19 protein-coding genes are annotated in these 25549 nt (G+C 37.2%); 3 read left to right on the top strand and 16 right to left on the bottom strand.

Annotated features, from left to right (window positions below; genetic code table 11):
* Positions 1-40: 40 nt before the first annotated feature.
* The 7 genes from spoVID to hemA all read right to left on the bottom strand — a co-directional run bounded on the left by spoVID (position 41) and on the right by hemA (position 8127).
* Complete coding sequence (spoVID, locus tag D1839_RS04185) at positions 41-1291, bottom strand: stage VI sporulation protein D (protein ID WP_158589596.1); 1251 nt, start codon at positions 1289-1291, stop codon at positions 41-43.
* Between the two features lie 619 nt (positions 1292-1910).
* Positions 1911-3197 carry a glutamate-1-semialdehyde 2,1-aminomutase gene (gene hemL / locus D1839_RS04190; protein WP_120378542.1) on the bottom strand — a complete coding sequence of 429 codons (1287 nt, stop codon included), beginning with the start codon at positions 3195-3197 and terminating at the stop codon, positions 1911-1913.
* Between the two features lie 15 nt (positions 3198-3212).
* Positions 3213-4199: a porphobilinogen synthase gene (hemB, locus tag D1839_RS04195; RefSeq protein ID WP_120378541.1), complete on the bottom strand. Its 987-nt coding sequence runs from the start codon at positions 4197-4199 to the stop codon at positions 3213-3215.
* On the bottom strand, positions 4196-4975 hold the full coding sequence (locus tag D1839_RS04200; protein WP_120378540.1) for a uroporphyrinogen-III synthase: 780 nt from the start codon (positions 4973-4975) through the stop codon (positions 4196-4198). Before D1839_RS04200 ends, hemB begins: the two co-directional genes overlap by 4 nt.
* Positions 4975-5904 carry a hydroxymethylbilane synthase gene (gene hemC / locus D1839_RS04205; protein WP_120378539.1) on the bottom strand — a complete coding sequence of 310 codons (930 nt, stop codon included), beginning with the start codon at positions 5902-5904 and terminating at the stop codon, positions 4975-4977. Before hemC ends, D1839_RS04200 begins: the two co-directional genes overlap by 1 nt.
* Before the next feature lie 17 nt (positions 5905-5921).
* On the bottom strand, positions 5922-6740 hold the full coding sequence (locus tag D1839_RS04210; protein WP_120378538.1) for a cytochrome C assembly family protein: 819 nt from the start codon (positions 6738-6740) through the stop codon (positions 5922-5924).
* Positions 6741-6756: 16 nt separating this feature from the next.
* Complete coding sequence (gene hemA / locus D1839_RS04215; protein WP_120378677.1) at positions 6757-8127, bottom strand: glutamyl-tRNA reductase; 1371 nt, start codon at positions 8125-8127, stop codon at positions 6757-6759.
* A 352-nt stretch (positions 8128-8479) separates the two neighbouring features.
* On the opposite strand from hemA, the gene D1839_RS04220 reads away from it, so the two are divergent.
* On the top strand, positions 8480-8971 hold the full coding sequence (locus D1839_RS04220; protein WP_120378537.1) for a LiaI-LiaF-like domain-containing protein: 492 nt from the start codon (positions 8480-8482) through the stop codon (positions 8969-8971).
* Positions 8972-9166: 195 nt separating this feature from the next.
* Here the strand turns inward: D1839_RS04220 and yihA are convergent, their stop codons facing one another.
* The 5 genes from yihA to D1839_RS04245 all read right to left on the bottom strand — a co-directional run bounded on the left by yihA (position 9167) and on the right by D1839_RS04245 (position 17329).
* A complete protein-coding gene (yihA, locus tag D1839_RS04225; protein WP_120378536.1) occupies positions 9167-9754 on the bottom strand; it encodes a ribosome biogenesis GTP-binding protein YihA/YsxC in 588 nt (195 codons plus the stop codon).
* Positions 9735-12071, bottom strand: coding sequence for an endopeptidase La (gene lon, locus D1839_RS04230; RefSeq protein WP_120378535.1), 2337 nt, complete (start codon positions 12069-12071; stop codon positions 9735-9737). The genes yihA and lon overlap by 20 nt, the downstream gene beginning before the upstream one ends.
* A gap of 652 nt (positions 12072-12723) precedes the next feature.
* Positions 12724-14001, bottom strand: coding sequence for an ATP-dependent protease ATP-binding subunit ClpX (clpX, locus tag D1839_RS04235; protein ID WP_120378534.1), 1278 nt, complete (start codon positions 13999-14001; stop codon positions 12724-12726).
* A gap of 938 nt (positions 14002-14939) precedes the next feature.
* A complete protein-coding gene (gene tig / locus D1839_RS04240) occupies positions 14940-16226 on the bottom strand; it encodes a trigger factor (RefSeq protein WP_120378533.1) in 1287 nt (428 codons plus the stop codon).
* A 125-nt stretch (positions 16227-16351) separates the two neighbouring features.
* The gene (locus D1839_RS04245) at positions 16352-17329 is read right to left on the bottom strand and encodes a tetratricopeptide repeat protein (protein ID WP_199689928.1); all 978 of its coding nucleotides are present in this window, start codon (positions 17327-17329) and stop codon (positions 16352-16354) included.
* Positions 17330-17621: 292 nt separating this feature from the next.
* On the opposite strand from D1839_RS04245, the gene D1839_RS04250 reads away from it, so the two are divergent.
* The gene (locus D1839_RS04250) at positions 17622-18233 is read left to right on the top strand and encodes an HD domain-containing protein (RefSeq protein WP_120378531.1); all 612 of its coding nucleotides are present in this window, start codon (positions 17622-17624) and stop codon (positions 18231-18233) included.
* 989 nt (positions 18234-19222) lie between these two features.
* On the opposite strand, the gene D1839_RS04255 is transcribed toward D1839_RS04250, so the two are convergent.
* The 4 genes from D1839_RS04255 to D1839_RS04270 all read right to left on the bottom strand — a co-directional run bounded on the left by D1839_RS04255 (position 19223) and on the right by D1839_RS04270 (position 23029).
* Positions 19223-20458, bottom strand: a complete 1236-nt coding sequence (locus D1839_RS04255; RefSeq protein WP_120378530.1) for an NAD(P)H-dependent oxidoreductase — start codon at positions 20456-20458, stop codon at positions 19223-19225.
* Positions 20459-20475: 17 nt separating this feature from the next.
* The gene (locus D1839_RS04260; protein ID WP_120378529.1) at positions 20476-21084 is read right to left on the bottom strand and encodes an NADPH-dependent FMN reductase; all 609 of its coding nucleotides are present in this window, start codon (positions 21082-21084) and stop codon (positions 20476-20478) included.
* A 63-nt stretch (positions 21085-21147) separates the two neighbouring features.
* On the bottom strand, positions 21148-22086 hold the full coding sequence (locus tag D1839_RS04265; RefSeq protein ID WP_120378528.1) for an FAD:protein FMN transferase: 939 nt from the start codon (positions 22084-22086) through the stop codon (positions 21148-21150).
* Positions 22087-22156: 70 nt separating this feature from the next.
* Positions 22157-23029 carry a helix-turn-helix domain-containing protein gene (locus tag D1839_RS04270; RefSeq protein WP_120378527.1) on the bottom strand — a complete coding sequence of 291 codons (873 nt, stop codon included), beginning with the start codon at positions 23027-23029 and terminating at the stop codon, positions 22157-22159.
* Between the two features lie 1128 nt (positions 23030-24157).
* On the opposite strand from D1839_RS04270, the gene D1839_RS04275 reads away from it, so the two are divergent.
* Positions 24158-25537, top strand: a complete 1380-nt coding sequence (locus D1839_RS04275) for an amidase (RefSeq protein WP_199689927.1) — start codon at positions 24158-24160, stop codon at positions 25535-25537.
* Positions 25538-25549 lie beyond the last annotated feature (12 nt).

Here is a 25549-nt window from a genome sequence, read left to right on the forward strand (position 1 = left end):
TTGAAAGGCACCCTGTATGAATATTTCATTATCATTAAAATCATTGTTTGTTTTTCATTTGCGGAATGTATAGTAATTGCCCTTCTGTAACATCATAATCTTCATCCAAACGATTCTGTTTAATTAATTGTAGTGCCGAAACTTGATACCTTTCCGCAATCGAGTCAATCGTATCCTGTTCCTGTACGATACATAAGCGCATACTTGTATAGCTATTTTCTTCTTTATCACTAAACATATCAGCTAAATAGCCAACATCCTTAACACCTTCATGATTATGTCGGTCATCACTATTTTGATTTACTTCAGGGGAAGCCTCAACGTCCTCCTGCTCATATTCCTCCTCTGTCCATTCATATTCTTCATCCTCTACCATTTCCTCCTGATCCAAATCATCGTTTTCCTTTGCCTCTGTGCCAAAAAATTCCTTTAATGTTTTTGTTTCTTTATACTTCCACCTCCCAGTTTCATCTATTTCCTCATTGGTATTCTCTGTGGATGCAGGTACCTCTATCAACTCCTCCTGACCTTCCGCCTTATTTATTTCTTCTACTGTTGGTGTTTTTTCTGTTTCTTCGCTTACTTCCAATCGTTCCTCATCCAGTATTTTTTCTATTTCCTCGCTTACTTCCAATCGCTCCTCACCCATTACTTTCTGATTCGGATCATCAAGATATGGCAAAGACTGGTTACCTTCTATCTCTTCACTTTTATGATCTAATTCTGACTGTTGAAGTTCAAACTGAAAATGATCCACGTTTTCTTCACGGAAATCACTGTCCGTTTCTGCTGTTGCATCATCGAATTCACCCTCCGATTGTTCCTCATCCACTTCCTCAGTTGGAACCATACGCTCTTCCTGTTGGATACCATGGATTTCTATTGTAGAATATAAGCGGAATAATGTTGGGTCGGGGATTTCATAATCAAAGGTTTGAATATAAACGCTTATATCGTTTAAATCTGCTACGCGGTTTGCAGGTACAGAGATTTCTACTGGAAAGCGGTGGGAGAATATAGATAAGCCGTCTTCGTTTTCTTCAACTACTTCTACATATCGTTTTGAAGCCATCTCATTTAATTCTACATCACTGTAAAAATCGTTGTGGCTGCTCTTTTCATACTCTCCTTTTAGCTCAATAACTCCTCGAATCGAAATATAATCGTGAAATGAATGAATAGAGATATCTGGTTCCAAAGAAACCCCTCTCATTTCATTCACTTCCTGTCCTTTTTCAAAGTAGAGCGTCTCATTCAGTTCAAACTGAAATACGGACTCCTTATTTGTCATGGTTCTCCTCCTCTCCATCATATAGTTCATATATGATGATATGCCTTATTCAACTATATGAACGACTTCTTTCAGATATTACAATCGGAAAGACTTGACCTCCACAAAGGCTAAAGAAACGCTATGTTATTTTACAAAACCTTTTAACACAAGAACAAAGGTGCGGGGCGCCCGGTTAGCAACGTAGCGAGTGGAACGAATCGACTAAAGTTTTAGGAATCATGGTGAGGCACGAACCAATGATGACTTATCATCGGGCGATTCGTGAAGTCGCTACGTTGCTTGGGGCTTGCGCCGGACGTAGCTGATTATTTCGTTTTCCACAAACACCTCATTTTACAGTTTCCTATACAACAAAAAACCCCTGGCTAAACTTAACCATTCGTGTTTCGAGAGATTTTTTTCATGTTTAATCTCAATCAAAACAAAAACATTTAAGCTAGCAGAGGTTTTGTTTCTCATTTTATCTAGTTTTGAGGTGCCAAAAATCCTCCCATTTCAAAAATTAAAGACGTTAGCCATCAATTACACGCAGAAATAGTGTTTTCCCCTTTGTCTGAGGTCTTGGTCTTATCCTTTTATCCGCTGATTATGAGGGGAGCCCCCACTGAATAAACCTTTACTTGATGGACGAAAAAGCAGTATGAATAGCTTTAATGGTGTGTTCAATATCTTCATCTGTATGAGCAGTAGATAGAAACAGGCCTTCAAATTGAGAAGGTGGAAGGAATACTCCTTGTTCGATCATCGCTCGGTAGTACTGGGCAAAATAGTCAAGGTTTGCAGATTGCGCCGTCTTAAAATTCACTACTTCTTCATTTGTAAAGAACACACCTACCATGGAACCAGCCCGATTGATTTGTAACGGTATATTATATTTGCTTGCAGCTTCAGTAAATCCTTCTACTAATCGATCTACTTGCTTATTAATGGCTTCATAAGACGATTCAGTTAGTGCTTTTAACGTTTCTAGCCCTGCCGTCATCGCTAATGGATTTCCAGATAGTGTTCCCGCTTGGTAAATAGATCCAGTTGGAGCAATCTTCTCCATAATTTCTCGTTTCCCACCATAAGCTCCAACCGGTAATCCTCCACCGATTACTTTTCCTAAACATGTCATATCTGGTGTTACTCCAAAGTGACCTTGTGCGCAATGATAACCTACACGAAAACCTGTCATTACTTCATCAAAAATAAGTACCGTTCCGTTCTGCTCCGTAATCTCCCTTAAACCTTGCAGGAAACCTGCTTTTGGTGGGACAACCCCCATATTACCGCTAACTGGTTCTACAATAACGGCTGCAATGTCATCTCCATACGTCTCAAATGCATAACGAACACTTTCTAAATCATTGTAAGGGACAGTTATTGTATTTTGAGCAATCGTTTTAGGAACACCTGGACTATCCGGAAGTCCGAGCGTAGCAACACCTGAGCCTGCCTTAATTAACAATGAATCGCCATGGCCGTGGTAATTCCCTTCAAACTTTACTATTTTATCCCTTCCTGTGTACCCTCTAGCTACCCGCAGTGAACTCATCGTAGCTTCAGTACCTGAATTTACCATTCGAATCATTTCAATGGATGGGACACGGTCGATAACGAGTTGAGCAAGTTCATTTTCTAATAATGTTGGTGCACCAAAGCTAGTCCCTTTTTCCGTGACTTCCTTAAGCTTTGTTACTACACGTTCATCTGTATGCCCTAAAATCAATGGACCCCAGCTTAAAACATAATCAATATATTCGTTGCCATCCACATCTGTAATCTTAGATCCTTTGCCAAATTCCATAAATATTGGCGACATCCCAACCGATTTAAATGCCCGTACGGGGGAATTAACCCCACCCGGCATCAAGTCAACCGCTTCTTTATAAGCATCTTTGGATTTCATAAAATTATTCATCAAGGATCCCCCTATCTATTTTTTAGTAGCTAACCATTTGGCGGCATCTTTTGCAAAATAAGTAATAATTAAATCAGCTCCAGCACGTTTCATGGAAAGTAGTTTTTCCAACACTAGCATCTTCTCATCAATCCAGCCATTTTGTGCTGCTGCTTTTACCATCGCATACTCTCCACTTACATTGTAAGCAACGATAGGTAGATCAAAGTTATTCCTTATATCACGTACAATATCTAAATAGCTAAGCGCCGGCTTCACAATTAAAAAATCTGCACCTTCATCAACATCTGTCTTCGCTTCTCGATACGCTTCTAATCGATTGGCAGGATCCATTTGATATGTTTTTCGGTCTCCAAATTGTGGCGTACTATCTGCAGCATCGCGAAATGGTCCATAAAATGAAGAGGCGTATTTGACGGCATAAGACATAATTGGTATATGCGTAAAGCCTGCTTCATCTAAAGCGTGACGAATAGTGGCAACAAAACCATCCATCATATTGGATGGCGCAATAATATCCGCTCCTGCTTTTGCTTGGGAAACAGCAGTTTTAGCAAGTAATTCCAATGATGCATCGTTGTCTACATCATGTTCATGAATAATCCCACAATGTCCATGTGATGTATACTCGCACAAACAAGTATCGGCGATTACGAGCATCGATGGCTTTTGTGCCTTAATTACCCTCGTTGCCTGTTGTACGATTCCGTTATCAATAAACGCCCCAGTGCCTTCTTCATCCTTTTCATTTGGCACACCAAACAAAATAACTGCTTGAATACCAAGCTGATTAAGCTCATCTATCTCTTCCGTTAATAAATCAATCGATAGCTGATATACACCTGGCATAGAAGGAACTTCCTGTTTGATCTTTTCTCCTTCCACAACAAACATTGGGTACACCAAATCAGCTGTATGCAAGTGAGTTTCTCTTACTAAATCCCTGATCGCTGATGTCCGTCTTAATCTACGGTGCCGATCAAAAGTTGGTAAGTTTGTCATTCTGTCTCTTCCTTTCTTTGTTTCGTAACGTCTTGCTTTATACATTCAATCATACCATCCACTGTAAATTCTTTGGCTGTTAAAATAGGGCTAAATCCTAATTCTTTGGCTCGCTTCTCCGTTGTCGTACCAATACAAATGCATGGCGCTACCTTTCTAGCAGCAGTCATATGAGCAAATGCTTCCACCGTAGAAGGACTTGTAAACGTAATATAATCGATGACCGTTTTTGCTAAGGTGGTTTGTAACAGTAATTGCATTTGTTCATCTTCATGCGTTTCATAGACTTCAAGGTTTGTAAATGTTTTGTTTTTTTCCTGAAATCGGTCTGGTAGAACATCGCGAGAAAGATTGCCACGAACGAGCAGGAATTGATTGGCATCAGGATATTGAGCTAAAAATTCATCGGCCATCGTATCTGCATCAAAAGAGCTTGGTATAAAATCAGCCGAACGTCCTGTTAACTCCATGAGTTTAGTTGCAGTTTTATTCCCTACTACTGCAATGTTAAGTTTTCCTAGCTGCTCTAGAGGAATGCATTCATGCTTTAATAGCTGGTTGAAGCAGACTACTCCATTTCCACTCGTAAAAAAAATCCATTGGTAATGCATTAATTGGTGTATAACATCATGATTTAGGGGGCGTTTACAAGTAATATAAATAAGGGGGATTTCTACAGGTTCGCCCCCTAAACCTTTTATTTTTTGTGCAAACTTAGCTGCTTTTCTTTGTTCACGAGTAATTAAAATTCGTTTTCCAAGCAGTGGTAAGCACATTACTCATTAAGCTCCTCTTTTACCTTTTCGATAATTTCCTTTGCACCACGATCCAGCAATAATTGAGCTGCTTTTTTTCCAACTACTTCTGGTTCCTCCCCGCGAACTATCTCCTTTAACACTGTTTTTCCATCTGGAGTACCTACAAATGCTGTTAATACAATTGTTTCACCCTCTAAATATGCATAACCGCCAATCGGCACTTGACATCCTCCCTCAAGCAAATGAAGAAACGTTCGTTCTGCGGTCACCGTTCGAGCAGTATCTTCGTCATGAATAGCTGTTAATAGTTCTTTCAATTCGTGATCATCTTCACGGCATTCTATAGCTAAAGCTCCCTGTCCAACTGCAGGAACACAAACTTCTGGCTCTAAATACTCGGTAATTAATGCTTCACTTAAGCCGACACGTTTTAATCCAGATACTGCCAATATAATGGCATCATAATCTTCTTCCTGCAATTTCCTTATCCGTGTTTCTATGTTTCCACGTATCCATTTTATTGTTACGTCTGATCTTATCGCTTGTATTTGGGCAGCTCTGCGTAAACTGCTCGTACCAACAATTGCGCCGTTCGGCAAATCTTTAAAACGCACATTTCCCTTTGACAGAAACGCATCACGATGATCTTCACGTTTAGGAATCGTTGTAATGATAAGTCCTTCTGGCATTGCAGACGGCATATCCTTCATACTATGTACTGCTAAATCAATTTCCTTATCATACATAGCCTGTTCAATTTCTTTAATAAACAGACCTTTACCGCCTACCTTGGATAAAGTAACATCCAAAATCCGGTCGCCTTTTGTAACAATTTTCTTGACTTTGAAGTCATTTTTTACTCCTGCTTTCTTCAATTGATCAATGACCCAATTCGTTTGCGTTACTGCAAGATTGCTTTTACGAGAACCTACAACAAATGTACGCAAGTTAATTCCCCCTACATTTAAAAATGAAATTTCGATAACGTACTAAATAAAAAGAAATTAATGAGTAACAATAAAAACGCGACTGTATTATACATAGCGACGGCTCTGCCTCTATATCGCTTTAATAATCGGATTACTAAATAAATGATATAAACAGCCAATACAAAGAAAGAACCAATCGTTTTTAAGTCCACCCAGTAAAACAGAGCTCCAGATACATAGGCCCAAACAATTCCTAGAATAATCGCGATTAACAATAAAGGAACGCCTATAGTTACTGTTTTAAAAGCATAGGTGTCTAGTTGATTTAAATCCGCAAATCGCCACATCCATTTTAATCCTTTTTTTCGTTTGATTAATTGATATTGAATTAAATACATGACGGATAATAAAAACGAGAGCGTAAAAAAACCATAGGATATAAGGGCGATAGTAACATGAGCGATTACGATTTCGTGAACAAATTGTACCGCGTGTACTTGCCAATTCCTTTGCGCATCAGATAACAGATACAATAATAAAATGAAAAAACTAAAGACGTTCGTAAAAAACACAATAAAGTTAACTGGAAATAGCTTGTTCGCAAGTAATGAAATAGATACTAAAACCCATGAATAGAAAAACAGACTATCATTTAAACTTACGACCGGAAAACTCTTTACAAAAAATACTTCATAGAATAAAAAAACGGTTTGAATGATCCAAACCAAACTAAGCAACCAGAAGGCGATGCGATTTACCCTCCGGTTGTCTTGAACAAAATCAATAAAGTATCCCATCAAGCTTAACCCATAAATTATTAAGATGAATTCATAAAGCCATTTCAATTCTACCATATGTGAAATCCTCTCATTATATGGTCGGCAGCTTATTTAAAAGCGGAAAGGATACTTGCTTATTTTTCATGACCTTATTTGTATCATTTTTTTTTGCTTGTTTATCTAGTTCTTGCTGGACTTCTTCATGGATACCGAAAATGTCTATAAACAACTGAAGTGATTCACTCGAACGATCCCCTACCGCCATTTCTTTAGCTTGTGTAATGGGCTCTTTTAATAATTGGTTGATAATGCTTTTTGTATGTTTATTAATGACCTTTTTTTCTCTTTCTGTCAAATCAGGCATTTTTCTTTGAATACTTTTCACCGTTTCAGCTTGAATAGAAAGTGCTTTTTGTCGTAAAGCTGAAATAACAGGCACGACTCCTAATGTTTTCAACCATTCTTTAAATGCAACCATTTCTGCTTCAAACATCAGTTCAATTTGTCCCGCTGCTTCTTTTCTCGCTTCTAAATTCTCATCAACGATATGCTGTAGATCATCAATATCATACAAGAAAATATTATCTAATTCACTTACAGTCGGATCAATATCTCGCGGAACCGCAATATCTATTAAGAATAAAGGATTTCCCTTTCTCCCTTTTTGCACCTTCTCCATCAATTGTTTAGTCAGCACAACGGATGAAGATCCTGTCGAAGTAAGTAAAATATCCGCATTTTGCAACACAATGGATAACCGATCCAATGTCTCTGCTCGCGCAGCAAATTTCGCAGCCAATGCCTCCGCGTTTTCCATGGTACGGTTAACAACCGTAATTTCGGTAGCGCCGGATCCTTGCAAATTCTTGACAGCGAGTTCACCCATTTTCCCTGCACCTAATATAACAACATGTTTTTGCTTTAAGTCACCAAATATTTTTCTTGCTAATTCTACAGCAGCATAGCTGACCGAAACAGCATGTTTACCTATGGCTGTATCTTTCTGTACACGCTTACCAAAAGTAATAGCTTGTTTAAATAACTCATTAAAGACGGTACCTGTCGTCCCCGTTTTTTGTGCAGTTAAAAATGCCTGCTTTACTTGTCCTAAAATTTGCGTTTCTCCTAATACCATTGAATCTAGACCTGTCACAACACGAAATAAATGCTCCATCGCCCCGTCATTTTCCGTAATTTGCAAAAAAGAAGAAAAAGTGGTTTTTTCCTCCTGAAACCAGTCAGCTAGAAATTGTTTTATATAGTATCGTCCCGTGTGTAACTGGTCTACAACCGCATAAATTTCGGTACGATTACAAGTTGAAACAATTACATTTTCTAAAATACTTTTTTGCCCGTTCAGAGTCACCATAGCTTCATGAACATTATGCTCTGAAAATGCAAGCTTTTCCCTAATTTCTACAGGGGCTGTTTTATAATTAAAACCAACCTTTAAAATATGCACAACCATCTACCCCCAAGTAAAATGAAACTTCAATCATGAATACTTTATAAAACTATGCGTTTGAGCTAAGTATTAACCTGTGAAAAGCCTCTTATCCTCATTGACAGTAGGCTCTAATAACCTTGAAAAAGTTAAAAACAAAAGCTATCATTTAATAATGAATATAAAATAATATTGTTGCTAATTTCTATTATAACATGTATATTTCGTTACAATTTAGCAAAATGTGAACATAATCTGAAACATTGTGCTAGCATATAACGTATAAGACGTCGTACGCAATACGTCTGTACTTTATCATAACAGCAGTAAAGAAGCAAGAATTCGAACTATAACGTCATGAGGTGATCACTTGAAAAAACAAAATACTCTCACAGCCTATTTACTTATTGGCATTGGTCTGTTTTTTTTACTTCAACAGTTAAATATTCCCATTTTTAATAACTTTTATTCGTGGCAAACGATAATTATTGTAATTGGGCTTGTCCTTTTAATTCATAGCTATATCACAAAAAATTATCAGAATTTATTTAGTGGTACGATTTTACTCGGACTTGGTATTCATTTTTACGGACTTGCCTATTATTCTTTCTGGATTGATCATTGGGCCATGTATGTATTAATTGTAGGTATTGCATTTATCATTCGATTTTTTCAAACAAAGGAAGGGATTCTTCCGGGATTATTGCTGATTGCTTTTTCTTTAATCATGATTTTCTCTGTTCAACTCCCAACCTGGTTTAACTGGATTTATTCCATCGTCGATTTGATGGAACGTTTCTGGCCTGTTCTATTGATTATTATTGGATTCTATTTACTAAAAGGACGTAAATCACATAGATAAGCCAACAAAGTTAAAGCACTGCTCGGAAGAGAGTGCCTTGGTTAAAAGGTAAGAAAGTATACTAATCCCGGCTCTATTCTTTTCCGAGCTAGGATTAGTAGTTTTTAACTTCCACTTCTAGCTCATCGCTTTTCTCTCCTCCAAGTTCGGTTCAGTACATACTGCTAACCAACCGCACGTGGCTTTTTCCTTTCATTATAGAGCCATATACTGTCGGAGAATAGCCCAAGCTTCTTCTTTACCTTCACCTGTTTCCGCAGAAAAGGGTAATAAATAGTCTCCTGGTTCTAATTGGAAAGCATCCCCTGTTCGTTTTACATGATGGGATCGTTTATTTTTAGGTATTTTATCCAATTTAGTAGCCACAATTATAACCGATAGCTCATAATACTTTAAAAAATCATACATTTGCAAATCATCGTTTGTAGGCTCATGACGAATATCTGTAATTAAAAGAACAGCTTTAAGAGAACTGCGTTTTTCAAAATACTCCTCCATCATTCTTCCCCACTTTTGTCTTTCCTTCTTAGACACTTTTGCATAGCCATAGCCTGGGACATCAACAAAATAAAACGCATCATTCATACGATAAAAATTTAGCGTTTGTGTTTTTCCTGGTTTGGAAGAAGTCCGTGCTAAATTTTTTCGGTTAATTAACGTATTAATAAAGGAAGATTTTCCGACATTCGATCGGCCAGCTAAGGCTATTTCTGGTAATCGATCATTTGGGTATTGTTTTTCACTAACCGCACTTATAACTATTTCAGCTTTTGTTACTTTCATCTTGTTCCCCCACTAACGCATGTTGTAATACTTGGTCTAGATGGCGCACGGTTATAAATGTTAAATCCTTCCGAACGCTTTCTGGAATCGATTCAATATCTTTTTTATTATCTTCCGGAATGATGACAGTGGAAATGCCAGCACGATGAGCACTTAATGCTTTTTCTTTAAGCCCTCCAATCGGAAGAACCCGTCCCCGCAATGTTATTTCTCCTGTCATTGCTACTTCTTTTCTTACGGCTCGTCCCGTTAAAGAAGAAACTAAAGCAGTAGCCATCGTTATACCGGCAGACGGGCCATCCTTTGGTGTTGCTCCTTCAGGTACGTGAATATGAATATCACAATTTTCATAAAATGATGGATCGATATTCAATTCGGTAGCACGGGAACGAATATAACTAAAGGCAGCTTGAGCAGACTCCTGCATAACGTCACCTAGTTTTCCTGTGAGCGTTAATTTTCCCTTTCCAGGATAATGAGAAACCTCAATAGCAAGCGTATCGCCTCCTACAGCTGTATAAGCAAGCCCAGTGGCTGTACCTACTTGATGTTCCTTTTCCATCAAGCCATATCGGTATAACGGTTTTCCAAGTAAGTCCTCTAGACTGTTTTCTGTGATAACTACACGTTTTTTCTTTCCAGATACAATGAGCTTGGCAGCTTTTCGACATAAAGCTGCTAACTGTCTTTCCAAATTACGAACTCCTGCTTCTCTTGTGTACAACCGAATCAGCTTTTGTAACGCGTAATCACGTACTTGTAATTGACCTTTTGTTAATCCATTTTCTTTTAACTGCTTTGGCAATAAATGACGCTTAGCAATATGTTGTTTTTCAATTTCCGTATAACCAGCGATTGAAATAATTTCCATCCGATCGAGTAAAGGAACAGGAATATTATTGATGTAGTTCGCAGTAGCAATAAACAAAACATTGGACAGATCATACGTTTCTTCAATAAAGTGATCACTAAATTGTTGATTTTGTTCCGGATCAAGTACTTCCAGTAAAGCAGAGGATGGGTCACCACGAAAATCATGGGCCATCTTATCAATTTCGTCTAGCAAAAACACCGGGTTGATCGTCTTCGCTTTTTTCATTCCTTGAATAATTCGGCCTGGCATTGCACCAATATATGTTCGCCTATGCCCCCGAATTTCAGCTTCATCACGAATGCCACCTAAGGAAATTCGAATAAAATTCCGATTAACCGCATGGGCGATGGATTTTGCTAATGATGTTTTCCCTACTCCGGGCGGGCCTGCTAAACAGAGTATTGGTCCTTTAATGGAAGAAGTGAGCTTTTGTACTGCTAGGTACTCTAAAATACGCTCCTTTACTTTTCCCAACCCATAATGCTCCCTGTTCAATATTTTCTCCGCTTGGTTGATGTCTATCCGATCCGCTGTTTTCTCTTCCCAAGGTAACGCTAACAGCCATTCGATATAATTCCGAATCACGGAGCTTTCTGCTGAACTTTGCGGCACTTTTTCATAGCGATCTAATTCTTTAAGTGCTACTGTTCGAATACGTGCAGGCATGGTAGAATCATTTATCTTTTCCCTTAAATCATCCACCTCTCCCATTTTACCGTCTTTTTCTCCTAGTTCTTTTTGAATTGCCTTTAATTGCTCGCGAAGATAATATTCTTTTTGCGTCTTTTCCATCGAAGTCTTCACACGTTGACCAATCTTTTTTTCTAAATCAAGCACTTTCTGTTCGTTTGATATGTATTGAATCAAAAGTTGTAACCGGTCCTTAATCGCCTGTATTTCCAATAATGCTTGCTTTTCTTTTATTTTTAAAGATAAATGGGAAGTAATGATATCAGCCAATCTACCAGGTTCTTCGATATCAGCAACAGTCGCAAACGTCTCATGTGTAATTTTTTGAGAAAGGCTCGTATATTTTTCGAACTGCGTTAATAATGAACGCATAAGAGCCTCTTGCTCATATGGATCTGATTCGATATCAGGTAGTTTGTTCACTTCAACTAAAAAATCTTGCTCTTGCTCTACATATCGAGAAATTTCAGCTCGATATAATCCTTCAACCAGTACGCGCATGGTGCCATTTGGAAGTTTTATCATTTGCTTAACCATTGAAACAGTTCCAATCGAATAAATATCCTTAGGCTCCGGTTCTTTTAAACGCGTTCTTTTTTGCGCCGCTAAAAATATGTATTGGTTTTCCATCATTGCTTTCTCTATAGCGGAAATGGATTTTTCTCTTCCTACATCTAAATGTAAAACCATAGAAGGAAACACGAGTAATCCACGTAACGGCAGGAGGGGGAGTTGTATTTTATCGTTCGTCATCATATGTACCTCCATATATAGGTAGTGGTGTATGTATACATTCTTAAATTCTATAGAAAAGCACGCAGTTTGTAAATGAATTTATCGGAGCTGCTCAAAAAGCAAGTTAAGCTGATTTAATGAAAATCTCCGTCAGCTTGTTTATACTGCTTTTTTAGCATTTAGTTATTTAAGTAAATTATTTTAAACTAATCACATACGCTCATAAGTTTTATACATACCATTAGTATTGCAGTCGCTGAAGAAACATATACAACAAAAAGCTATTCTTATCAAGTGAATTTTTAATCCGTTGAGGTTTTCTTTCATCCTTCACTGATTTTGTCCGTACTGCTAGAATAGACTCAAAACCCTTTAGGGAATTCAAGTCTGTTATCTCCCTAGTTATTCTTTTCATTGCATCTAGTCGTCAACCGAGAGAAGTAAGGGGTCCGCAGTACTTTCCATTCGAGATAAAAAGAGACTGACCTGTTACATAGTGTAATTAAGTCAGTCTATTTTCCTATTCAGGTTTTAATTGGTGGAGCAAATACTGATACGACTATGTTTTGTTCTTAGATTTTTAACCTTCTAAACTTTCTCGTATTAATAATTCCATATACTGTCCAGCAATCAAATCTGATATTTTATTGTTGAAATTAGAAGAACTACTTTAAGCACTTTCTTTCGGGTGTTTTTTGGCACCTTCTGTTACCGTTCCATCCCGATATACTAGCTTAGGAACGCCTTCTTCTACCACTGTTTTTTTGGTAATAATACACTTTTCAATATCATCTCTGGAAGGAAGTTCAAACATGACATCAAGCGTAATACCTTCAATAATAGAACGTAGACCCCTTGCACCTGTTTTACGTTCAATTGCTTTGGCAGCAATTTCTTTTAAGGCCGCCTCTTCAAATTCTAATTCTATGTTATCTAACTCGAATAACTTTTGGTACTGCTTCACAAGAGCATTTTTCGGCTTCGTCAAAATTTCGACTAGCGCTTCTTCATCCAATGGAGTTAAACTTCCAATAACTGGAATTCTACCAATGAATTCGGGAATAAGCCCATAGCGCAACAGGTCTTCTGGTAATACTTTTGCTAACAGTTCACCCATTTCCATGTCCTGTTGTTTTTCATTAGCACCAAATCCAATCACCTTTTTACCGAGACGACGTTTGATAACCTGATCAATTCCATCAAATGCACCACCGACGATAAACAGGATATTGGTTGTATCGATTTGAATAAATTCTTGATGCGGGTGCTTTCTTCCACCTTGAGGCGGTACACTTGCTACGGTACCTTCCAAAATTTTAAGCAAAGCTTGTTGCACCCCTTCACCCGAGACATCTCTCGTAATAGACGGGTTTTCCGATTTACGCGCCACTTTATCTATTTCATCAATGTAAATGATACCTTTTTCTGCTTTTTCAACATCATAATCTGCTGCTTGAATCAATTTCAGCAAAATATTTTCTACATCTTCTCCAACATAGCCGGCTTCTGTAAGGGAAGTGGCATCAGCCATTGCAAACGGTACATTAATAATCCGTGCCAAAGTTTGTGCTAATAATGTTTTTCCACTTCCAGTCGGACCAATCATCGCGATATTACTTTTTGATAATTCTACGTCGTCAGAAGAAGTTTTTGTGGTATTAATTCGTTTATAATGATTATATACAGCTACAGACAAGTTCTTCTTCGCCTTATCTTGCCCAATTACATAATCGTCTAATATATCACATATTTCACGCGGCTTCGGAATTTCTTTCAGTTCCGTTTCCTCTTCTGTGCCAAGCTCTTCCTCAACAATTTCCGTACATAATTCGATACATTCATCACATATATAAACGCCAGGTCCGGCGACTAACTTCCGAACTTGATCTTGGCCTTTACCACAGAACGAACATTTTAATTGTCCTTTTTCTTCATTGAATTTAAACATCGTTATTTTCACCCCTAAAAGTTAAATCTCTTTCCTTTACACTTGCTCATTTAGGTTTCAACTTATAGTCATCATATCAGAACAAAATTAAAACACAAAACGATACACCTTTCTTTGTGCCTTATACATCTATAATTGCGAAAGTAGACACATTTCTGATCATACACACTAGCATACCCATTGTTCGTCCGATTCATGTCCAATGTAACAAAATTCCCCATCACCAGTTAAAAACAAGGCAAATTTTTTGCTTGAAAGCCAACCATTGATACTTTACGTGCCGTGTTTATACGGTACTATAATAAGCTAACTGGTAGAAGTTTAAATGAAGCTAGGACATACGTATTTTTATCAAAGTAAAATTCGAACTATTGAGACATGCTGGATGCTACATATAACTAACTCTGGAAATATACTTGCCAGCTGGTGAGCCTCTTTGTGCTATCTCAATGGTGAGGTCCAATCATACCTTTTGTTACGTCTTGATCTACGTATAATAAAGCTAGGAGTGCAATATTTACCTTTAGAATAGTTCAGTTATGTCCCCGCCCCATTCAAGATAATAAGTTAGAACCTATATTTAAGTATATTATGATGGGCTCTGTGTATTACTTTATAAGAGAATTACCAAAAAGTCGAATAAAAAGGATATATCGATTGGATGATGATTTTGTAGGAAACTTTATTCCAAAACCGCACCATAGATCAAAATTAACGAAAGCTATGCAGGCAAATTAACATAGAACTCGTATAAATACATAAACAACAGTTAAATCGCATCGATATTTAAAGCAGGACATCCATTTTGTCTCCATCCTTTTTACCCTCTTTTTGAAAGCAAGCGCTGGGTACTTATATGGAAAAACAAGGTGTGAAAAATCACACCTTGTTTGCATCATTTCCTGTTCCACATCTGTTTATACGTTTTAAAAGATGAATTAAACGGCTTTACTCTGTTCAACAAGGAAATCAATCGCTTTACGCTTTTTCAAATCATTCTTTAATGCCTCTGCATTACCACCAAGCATTTGTCTGATTTGTTCTTTTTCAGCGCCATACATTTCTGCCATCTTATCAAGTTCTGCTTCTACATCTTCCTCAGATGCCTCCAATTCCTCTGTTTCAGCAATTGCATCTAGTATAAGGTTTGTTTTCACACGTTTTTCAGCATCTTCTCGCATTTGCTCTTTTAAGCCATCTTTATCTTGGCCAGAGAATTGAGTGTACATTTCTAATGTCATTCCTTGCATTTGTAGACGTTGTTCAAATTCTTGAACCATCTGGTCAAGCTCTGTCTCTACCATTGCATCAGGAATATCGATTTCCGTGTTCTCACTTGCTTTTTCGATTAATGTTTCACGTTTCTTATCATCTGCATCTTGTTTCTTTTGCTCTAAGAGCTGCTCTTTTTTCTTTGCTTTTAATTCTTCAAGCGTTTCTACTTCATCGTCTAAATCTTTAGCAAACTCGTCATCAAGCTCAGGGAGTTCTTTAAACTTCACTTCATGAATAGCCACTTTAAAGGTCGCTTCTTTCCCAGCAAGATCCTCTGAGTGATAATCCTCAGGGAAAGTTACGTTTACTTCTACTTCTTCCCCAGGCTTTTTGCCGATAAGCTGCTCTTCAAATCCTGGAATAAATTGTCCAGAGCCGATTTCTAAAGAATGATTTTCAGCTTTGCCACCTTCAAATGCTTCTCCATCTACAAATCCTTCAAAATCAATAACAGCAGTATCGCCTTCTTCTATTTCTCCATCTTCTTTAACAACCAATTCAGCGTGATGTTCACGTTGATGCTCTAAGTCATGCATTACGTCCTCATCGGTGACCTCTACGGTTTCCTCTTCTACTTCCAAACCTTTATATTCACCGAGTTTAACCTCTGGCTTTACCGTTACTTTAGCAGTAAATACTAAAGGCTCCCCTTTGCCAATCGATTCAATATCAATATCCGGTTGATCAACTGGCTCAATTCCAGCTTCATCGACAGCTTGCATATATGCAGTCGGTAATACAATATCAACAGCATCCTGATAAAGTGCTTCTACACCAAAACGCTTTTCGAACAATCCGCGGGGTATTTTTCCTTTACGGAAACCTGGAATTTGTACATCTTTTGCGACTTTCTTAAATGCTTGATCTAACGCTTTATCAAATTCCTCTGCACTTACTTCAAATGTAAGTACACCTTCATTTCCTTCTTGTTTTTCCCATTTTACTGACATATAGTTCCCTCCAAAATCTATTGTGTCCTTCATTTTTCACATCCACTAATTATATAAAAGAGCGAGATTTACAACCATTTCATTATAACATAATTGCTTCTCCTTTCAAGCATTTCGTCATATTTCTAGTTTTCCTCAATGATACTAGAATACAAGGCTTCACACCGTTCAATGTCTTCTATGTAATGATCCACATTCATTAAGTTTCTATCCACATCCAGCTGCATATTTAAATAATTTGCGCCAATTGCTTTCAGTGCTAAAGCGATGTTTTCTGCTTCATCTTTTAAAGGAAGTACCGGATACCTGACATACATATAATGATATAAGAGTTTCTCCAGTAATCCATATAACGTTGGGTTTTTCTGTTCCATTTCGTTAATGATGAGAATAATTTGTTTCACTAACGTATGATGCCGGAAGTCTTTCATATCGTTTGGGTTTAATTCTATATTTTCCCCCCACTTGCAAACCTCTATCGGGTTATTATAGTTTATCTCCTGTAACCAAACTAAAATAGCTGTTTTTACAACAGGGTGGATCTCTTCCTTTACTAATAGTTGGAACATTTTACGACTAGGCTCACTTTTCATACGGCGTAATTTTTCAATTACCTGCCACTGTTTTTGGTAGTCACAAGCAGCAATGGCGTTATTTAATTCTTCCATATATGCCGTACTATGTTCAATTACCATATCTGCTTTTAATTTACTACTCATTTCATATAATTGTTGAAATTGCCCTTTTAAAACTTCCGGTACTTCATGTTCTTTAAACTCTTCTTCCACCTGTTGCATTAATGTATCGTATTGATTTGTTTGAAATAAAATGGTTAAATAAATATGTAAATAGTGATAATAGTGATTACCTTGATGTTGAAGCACATCCTCGCATATTTCCTGAGCTTCCTGATGTCGACCTAACTCAATTAAACAAATCAACTTTCCACTTACAATTTCATAGCTGTTGATTTGATAACTTAATAATTCATCCAACTTATCCAATGCTTCAGCAAACCTTTTTTCTTTTAAGGCCATTAAACTTTCTTCTTCCAGTGCCGTTCTCCACTTTGGAAACAAAATAACGTTTTCGCGTTGCTTCATCATTTCCCTCCTTTCCAAGTTCAGTCAGATCGGTGTTCAAAAAGGAGGTAACGCCAGATCGATAATTCGAGGGGTCTTAAAAATAAAAATGCATTACATGTGATGATAGAGTTGTAAGAAGCACTTTTAACCAACTTTTTGAACAACTACTTTAACTATAACATACTAAATATTCTTTCCCGGAGCAATGAGTTTTGAAACCTTTTCCTTTAAGGTTCTTCTACTTTTATTATTGCAACAGATGACGATAGAAGATATACATTTATTACTATTATACAAAGAGGTGAAAATCATGCAGAATAAATTAAAACGTATTTACCAAATTATTAGACTAGGAGAAAATTTAAAAACAGAGCTACGACATAGCTGGTTGTCCAACGGTAGAAGGGAAAGCGTTGCAGAGCACACATGGCGCATGACGTTAATGGCTGTTTTACTGCAGCCATATTTAAAAACAAATCTGGACATGGACAAACTATTAAAAATGATCATTATTCATGATCTAGTAGAAGCAGAAGCACGAGATATTCCTGTCTTTGAAATTATGAATGATGTAGCAGCCATGAAACAGAAACAAGCTAATGAATTGCAAGCAATGAGCAATATCAAAAACATCTTACCTGAAGAAATAGGGGAAGATTTGTATCGAATTTGGATTGAATTTGAGGCAAAAGAAACATACGAAGCAAAAGTTGCGAATGCATTGGATAAATTAGAAGTCCAAATACAACACAATGAAGCGGATATTAGCACATGGAAGCCAATTGAATACGAGTTGTGCTTACTACTTGGAGAGCATACAGATTTTAGCTCTGTTTTAACCGAATTAAAAGCCATTATAGAACTAGAAGCAAAAGAAAAAATACAGCATTCACAAAAGCAAACAATAACATTTACAGAATAAGACATACGTTCACTATGATAATGGCTTACATAACAGTTATATAGCCAGCCGTTCCATTAGTAAAAAGTTATATGGAATGGCTGGCATCTTTTATTTTTTTATTCCGAAGTAGAGCGACTTTTTCACAAGGTAAGAAAGTATAAAAATTTTGGCATCGGGATAACGATATAACGGAATAGTCACGTCCGGCTTAAGCGCCCAGCAACGATGCGACTTTATAAATGCACCCTTCGATAAGACCTCATCGGTTCGCCTGTAAGAGGAAGGCGACTAAAAACGGACTTGCCGTCCAGACGTCGGATATCCCTGTTGTAGTGGCATGTCCTTTATCCCGTAAAAAGGCGTTGTAGACTCCCACGGTCTAAGAATGGAAGATGTGAGCGGAAGAAATCAAAGCGGGAGATAACAGCACCTAAATCTCCTATTTCTTAAGAGGTCTTTAAGTCATACCCTTGGGCTGCTAACCATCAGCGGTGGATAAAGAAACCCCCGCTGATGGAAGGTTCACTTTATCTTTCGTTGATTCGTTCCATTCGCTACGTTGCTAACCAGGCGCCCCGTGGCCTTGTTCCACTATAGGAGAGTATAAAATTTCTATGATTTTCTATGATTTATAGTATAAGAAAAACTGCAGCTTTCGCATAAAGATTTGGCGGTAAGCCAAGTTTTTCTAAAATGTTGAATTTATTATTTGTGCATTTTATAACGATATGTATACACGTTGTAAACCAAATCTCCAAAGAGGGAGGCATTCTTTATTGATGGTTTGATAGCAGAAGTGTGCATTTGGCTTAAGCATCTCACTGATCCTCTTAGTCATCCCTTCATTAGAGAACAACTAAATTCATTTACTAAAAGCCCCGCAAAATTTCTTTTGAGAGGCTTTTTCTCTATAAGATCAGAAATAAATGTATGGATTATTGGGGAATCAGACTTATTTGCCTTATGATTTAATTGACCGTGAATTACACAGACTAGTCTTCTTTATTTTAGTGATTAACAGAGGTGCTAGAAACCGTATCTACATTTTTATGAACACCATCATTGGCCGTGGCACCTGATACACCATCTACATCGTGGTTATCATTAGCTGAAGCACCAGAAACGGCATCTACATCTCCAACTAATTTTTGACCAGTTTGTTTTAAATACCAGTCGATGATTGGTTTGAAATCTAATATAAACTCATTAATTCCAACATAGTTTCCTGCTTTATCATGCATAGCTTGATAATTATGAACCACATATTTGTCAGGTCCGTGAGTGGGAACGTGAACACGAACAGCGTCTTTAGCTCCAGAACGTAATTGTTGAATCACCCATTCTACGTTTTTAAGGGACTTTAGTGGGTGACAATCAGCTAATGGATTCCCTACTTGACCTGGTGTACGTGAAGCCAACATTTCTTCAGCAGGCAATGTATGGTTATAGTACAGGAATTGGTTATTGCTGTCTGCATAAGTTAATTCCATTGGCATGGAAGCTAGGAAATAATTCAATTGATCTACCGTTAAGATACCGCGATCTAATTTCACATACGTCTTCCCCTCAACAGCGTCTACTGCTTCAGCAGCCTTCTCTACCCAGTCTTCTGCCGCCATATCAACACCCTCAATGGTGGTGTCGATTTTACCTGTTGCGTGTAAATCTTCTGGCTTAGCTAGCTTCTTAGGGCCTTCTAAGGCTGCCAAGACTTTAACAAAACGGACAAATTTTTGCAAAATACTTTCTAAAAATTTCTGAGTTCCTTGATCTTTCAAGTTACCTTGTTCATCAAAGGCTTCTTTTACTTTGCCTAGTAAAAATTCATTTCCGGGCATAACAATCGCGTTAACTCCTGGCGCATCCAAGATTTGACGTAAGTGTAATTGCGCACGTGAAGAACCTTGAGCATAGTATGAAGCTCCTACAATCATTACTGGTTTGTTTTCAAGTGGATGAATTTTAAATGATAACCACTCTATTAAACTTTTCAAGCCAGCTGGAATGGTATGGTTATGCTCAGGAGTGGCAATAATCACACCATCTGCGTGCATAATTTTATTATTAATCCGCTGTATAGCTGGACTATTCGTTTGATCATCACTTTGATTGAATAGTGGCACATCTTTAATTTCAATGACTTCCATTTCAAATAAATGACTAAATTGTTTTGCGATATATTTTAATAAGATTCGGTTATATGATAGTTCTGCGTTAGATCCTACAATACCGACTAATTTCATAAATGACACTCCCCTTTTTAGATAGGTTCCCATGAGAAATTTTCTGCTATTTTTCGGTTAATTGAATGCGCATGGTTTAACTGCTTAGTGATAGAAACAAAAGTTAAGAAATCATCAAATAATCCTTCAAGTGTCGCAACTTGTTGCTCATCTACTAAGTTCCCCGCTTCATCAAAAGCTTGCAGCGAATGACCTAACAAGAATTCTGAACTAGGCATGATACGAGCTTTTAGTTCTGGCGCATCCAAAATTTGTCGTAAGTGAGCTTGAGCTCTCGAAGAACCTAGCGTTCCGTATGAAGCTCCTGTGATCATTACTGGCTTATCTACAAATGGAAAGACCCCGTAGGACAACCAGTTTAAGGTGTTCATTAATGATGCTGGTACAGCGTGGTCATACTCCGGTGTACTAATAATTACACCATCTGCCTCACTCATTTTGTCTGCTATTTCTTGAGCTAAAGCGGGTAATTTCTTATCCTCAGGCTTGTTGAACATCGGCACATCTCTAATTTCTACCAATTCGATTTGTGCTTTATCCGAAAAATGTTTTTGCATAAATTGCAGTAACTTACGGTTAGTAGAATGGTCTGAGTTTGTCCCCACCAATCCAATAAAATGATTCATTCTGTTTCTTCCTTTCCGCTAAATTATATATTTATATGGAGTCAGCTAACCCCGGTTAATAACTCACATTGCTTTTTTAACTATTTTGGCCTCTAAAGCTGTTGAACAAAATATTGCTCCTTTATTTGTCACAACCATACATTCTATTCCTTGAAGACCGTTTACAATCTTGATAATTTCGTCAGCAGATTTTCCAAACAAACGTGTAGTCCAAATTTCTCCATCAACAGATTGATCAGAAATAACAGTTAAACTAACCACGTCCGTTGTCATAGGATAACCCGTTTGAGGGTCAATAATATGATGATAAGTCTGCCCATCTTGAGTCAAGCTTCTTTCATAAACTCCTGAAGTAACAACTGATTGATTGAAAATCTTTAAAACAGCTAAATAATCGTTGCGAGATTGTAAGGGATCTTGAATACCAATATGCCAGTTACCATCTGGCTTAGAAGAAGATCCCAAGACCACCAAGTTTCCACCCAGGTTAATTAACGCAGAAGTTACCTGAGTGTTTTTTAAAAAATCAATGATTAAATCTGCAATATAGCCTTTGGCTAATGCGCCTAAGTCGATCAACATCCCTGGTTCATTTAGAAAGACAGTGCACTCGTTGTCATTAAGTACTATATTTTTAGGGTTTGTCCGCTCTAGCAACTCAGTAATTTCATTATTATAAGGCACTCTAGCATTTGAAAAACCAATACGCCAAGTTTGCACTAACGGACCGATAGCAATGTTTAAATGGGTCTCTTTAGCACAACTGTGTTCTTTTCCTATCTTAATAAGTTCGTACAATTCCGGGTGTACAGTCACTGGGTGAATACCAGCATTTTTATTAACCTGCATCAACTCAGAATTAGGGTCGTTAGCACTAAAACGATGCTCATATTCTTTTAAACGCGCTACTACTTTATCTAAAATTGCTTCAGCAAATTCATGCTGAACAGATAAATCAATCACTGTCCCCATTAAGTGCACAACTCTTCTTTTTAGCTCCAATCTCAGTCACCTCTTTTCTAATACATAGTTACACTTTTAGCTATCACCCTTCATATAAAAGAGAAACTACCTACTCTTCAAATCGATTCAAGACCTCTTTTTCCATATCGGATAAAAGTTTAAGTCCTACATGGTTTTTATTAATCTTGGCATAAGCTCGAGCGTCGTAGATGAGTTCTAATATAACGTGCTGCGGCTTATTTTGAGTAATAGCATTTTTAGCTAATTGAATGGCTGCTCGCGCTAAGTAATAAGTCACGTGATTGTCTGAGCAAATCGAAACAGCATACTCTAACAAGGCATTACTAGCATCAAATTCATCCATTTCGGCGTAAAACACACTACATTGAAAAACAATATTTAATACTCGCCAAGTATCTTCTACCTCTTTAGTAGGATACGTATAGATTCTTTCAAGAACCTTATTGAAATAAAACTCTGCCTTTTCCTGATCTTTTTCCCTTGAAAATACCATGCCGATTCCGGTATATGCTAATAGACGAAATATTTCATAATCTTTCACTTCTTCTTCGAGTAAAATCTGATCAAAATTAAATAAAATATCAGTTATCTCAGCATCTTGAAAAATCATCACAAAGCCTTTTAAATAGTAGTAACGTAAAGCTAAAAGAGGTTCCTCTATCTTACAAACAGAGATAGTCTCTAGCAACGCTTGAGACTGCCCATATTCACTTGTGATGAGAAAAAATTCCGCCTTATTCATTTTTTCAATGATTTCCGTATATTTCACTCCAACTTTTGGAAAGAGTTCCCCCATTGGTAAACCTAAACGATTACATAACTTGATGAGAATCTTTAAATTAGGTACGTGACCATTATTTTCAAAACGACTCAAAGTGGCTTGAGTACATATCCCATCAGCTAATTCTATTTGAGATAACCCTTTTTCTTTGCGTGCTTCAATAAATCTTTCGATATTCATTGCTATCCCTCCCGCAAGCTGAAATCCCCTTTATAACTATCCAACGATAATTACAAAAACAACGCTAACTATAACGAATCCTTAAAGTCAATCCTAGATCCGTTCAAACAACCAAATCCATCTCGTTTTGAATATTAACAGCCATCAGTATTAGATATTTAATCCGTTTTCAAATTAAAAGTGGCAATTTAAGTTACTAATTTCTTTTATATTGTTGAATTTTTTGATCAATATTTCACAATTAAATAATAACGCAATTATTATAATATGTCAATTTAAATATATATAAAAATATATATTTTATATATAATAAATTGCTGTTAAAATTTTTTGGTGATTAACGCATGATAATCACTCTGCAATAACGTTTTTCGAACTTTTCCGTTTTTGTACCATATTTAAACCATTTACGTTCTCTTTCTGTAATAGTTAAGACTTCCTTTAATTTACTAACAAATTAAATTAAAAAATGAGAACCAAATACCGATACTAATAAAGTGAAACTTTATGAAGTAAGAGTTTTCTACCACCCTCTACTGTTGTTCGCCTTAGCAAATCGAAAACTTAGGTACTTGCTATCTCTCGCCTAGGTTTCTTTGTATCACCTACTACTTGTGAAATAAAAATCGTATGACATGTACATTCGGAAAAAAGCGAAACTTCATAGTGGATGATTTCTACAGGATATGCATAATTAAAGGTCGCTATTTTCCATTCCTGCTTCACGTAATTCTAAAATGGGGGGGAATCATTTAACTTGCGTTCTGATAATAAAGGCGCAAGCGCCCGTTTAGCAACGTAGAGACTGGAACGAAGCAACTGAGATAAAGGAATCATGGTGAGGTAAGAACTAATGATGACTTATCGGAGGGCGATTCGTGAAGTCACCTAGTTACTGGGCGCTTGCGCCGGGCGTGGCTTATTCGGTTATTTTTCATTATTCCAAAGCCACTAATTTTTATACTTTCTTACCTAGTAAGAAAAACTTTAAAAAACAACCTTCTACTTGTGAAACAAACATTATTTTTATCAGCAATGCCGTTCATTTTATTACAATTTACTATATACCAAGTAAGGGAGAATGATGTCATAAAATAATTCCCTATCATCACCAAAGGAGGCTCATCTATGGAAAAAATAATGTCCATCACCAAACTTATAGATGGTTATAAGAAAAAAGAATTCTCACCTGTAGAAATTACCAAGCAGCATCTTAAAAGAATGGATGATATAGATCATAAACTTCACGCTTTTATTACAATTGCATATGAAACTGCATTGGCACAAGCTAAAAACGCAGAAGATAACTATTTAAAAGGAAAACAATTAAGTGCACTTCAAGGGGTCCCTTTATCATATAAAGATTTAATTAACACGAATGGAGTTCGTACAACAAGTGGCTCTAAAATAAATCACAGCTATATACCGAATTCCGATGCATATGTTGTTCAAAAATTAACACAGGCGGGGGCAATCAATCTCGGTAAAACCAATTTACACGAATTCGCTTTCGGTATTACGTCGACAAATCCTTTTTATGGAGCGGTTAAAAATCCTTGGAATCTAGACAACATTCCGGGGGGATCAAGTGGTGGATCAGGAGCTGCAGTATGTGCAAATCTGGGACTTGCTTCGATTGGAACAGATACAGGAGGGTCTATTCGCATACCAGCTTCTGCCTGTGGTGTTATTGGATTAAAACCTACTAAAAACATGGTAGATACTACAGGAGTGCAAGGAATTTCTTGGACTTTAGATCATGTGGGACCAATCACTCAAAATATAGGCGACCTCGCTATTATAATGAACGGTTTGACAGACAGATTATACCAAGAACATTGCCATACACAAATTTCAGGCATGCGGATAGGCGTGCCGCGTCATTATTTTACTTGTCATATAGATCCGGATATTCTACTCGCCTATCAAAACGCACTTCAGCAGCTAGAAAGCCTCGGTGCCATACTCATGGAAATAGACATCTCGTCTGTTCAAACAGCGAGTGAACAAGTATTTCCTATTGCACTTGCAGAGGGGGCATCGATACATGAAAACCACCTTCGTTTTAAACTAAATGATTTTGGTGAAGATGTAAGAGCTCATTTAGAGGCTGGAAAATCGATTACTGCAATGGATTATATTAAAGCACTAAACTGGCGTAAGAAAGCTATTTCCGAAGTTGATCAAGCTTTAACGGAGGTTGACATTATTGCCACGCCAACCTTACCTGTTAGCCCTAAACAAATTGGGGTGGAGTATGTTAAAGTGGATGATTTACATGAAGACATATTTACTTCAATGACAAGGTATACGCGTTTATTTAGCCTAACTGGACATCCAGCATTATCCATACCGATGGGCTTAGATACACAAGGAATGCCAATGGGTCTTCAACTTGCCAGTAAATACTATTATGAACCACTTTTAATCCGATCTGGGTTCGCTTTTGAACAAAGCTATTTAACTGACTTTTATGAGCAACGACAACGAATTTCCCAAAATCTATAACAACTGGAGTGA

Source organism: Roseburia sp. 1XD42-34 (assembly GCF_009917385.1).
Classification (GTDB): domain Bacteria; phylum Bacillota; class Bacilli; order Bacillales; family Amphibacillaceae; genus Virgibacillus.

Excerpts from the sequence above, each read along its gene's own strand:
- spoVID (WP_158589596.1), bottom strand. The coding sequence starts at position 1,291 with ATGACAAATAAGGAGTCCGTATTTCAGTTTGAACTGAATGAGACGCTC.
- hemL (WP_120378542.1), bottom strand. The coding sequence starts at position 3,197 with ATGAATAATTTTATGAAATCCAAAGATGCTTATAAAGAAGCGGTTGAC.
- hemB (WP_120378541.1), bottom strand. The coding sequence starts at position 4,199 with ATGACAAACTTACCAACTTTTGATCGGCACCGTAGATTAAGACGGACA.
- D1839_RS04200 (WP_120378540.1), bottom strand. The coding sequence starts at position 4,975 with ATGTGCTTACCACTGCTTGGAAAACGAATTTTAATTACTCGTGAACAA.
- D1839_RS04210 (WP_120378538.1), bottom strand. The coding sequence starts at position 6,740 with ATGGTAGAATTGAAATGGCTTTATGAATTCATCTTAATAATTTATGGG.
- yihA (WP_120378536.1), bottom strand. The coding sequence starts at position 9,754 with ATGAAAGTAACAAAAGCTGAAATAGTTATAAGTGCGGTTAGTGAAAAA.
- lon (WP_120378535.1), bottom strand. The coding sequence starts at position 12,071 with ATGACGAACGATAAAATACAACTCCCCCTCCTGCCGTTACGTGGATTA.
- clpX (WP_120378534.1), bottom strand. The coding sequence starts at position 14,001 with ATGTTTAAATTCAATGAAGAAAAAGGACAATTAAAATGTTCGTTCTGT.
- tig (WP_120378533.1), bottom strand. The coding sequence starts at position 16,226 with ATGTCAGTAAAATGGGAAAAACAAGAAGGAAATGAAGGTGTACTTACA.
- D1839_RS04245 (WP_199689928.1), bottom strand. The coding sequence starts at position 17,329 with ATGAAGCAACGCGAAAACGTTATTTTGTTTCCAAAGTGGAGAACGGCA.
- D1839_RS04250 (WP_120378531.1), top strand. The coding sequence starts at position 17,622 with ATGCAGAATAAATTAAAACGTATTTACCAAATTATTAGACTAGGAGAA.
- D1839_RS04255 (WP_120378530.1), bottom strand. The coding sequence starts at position 20,458 with ATGAAATTAGTCGGTATTGTAGGATCTAACGCAGAACTATCATATAAC.
- D1839_RS04260 (WP_120378529.1), bottom strand. The coding sequence starts at position 21,084 with ATGAATCATTTTATTGGATTGGTGGGGACAAACTCAGACCATTCTACT.
- D1839_RS04270 (WP_120378527.1), bottom strand. The coding sequence starts at position 23,029 with ATGAATATCGAAAGATTTATTGAAGCACGCAAAGAAAAAGGGTTATCT.
- D1839_RS04275 (WP_199689927.1), top strand. The coding sequence starts at position 24,158 with ATGGAAAAAATAATGTCCATCACCAAACTTATAGATGGTTATAAGAAA.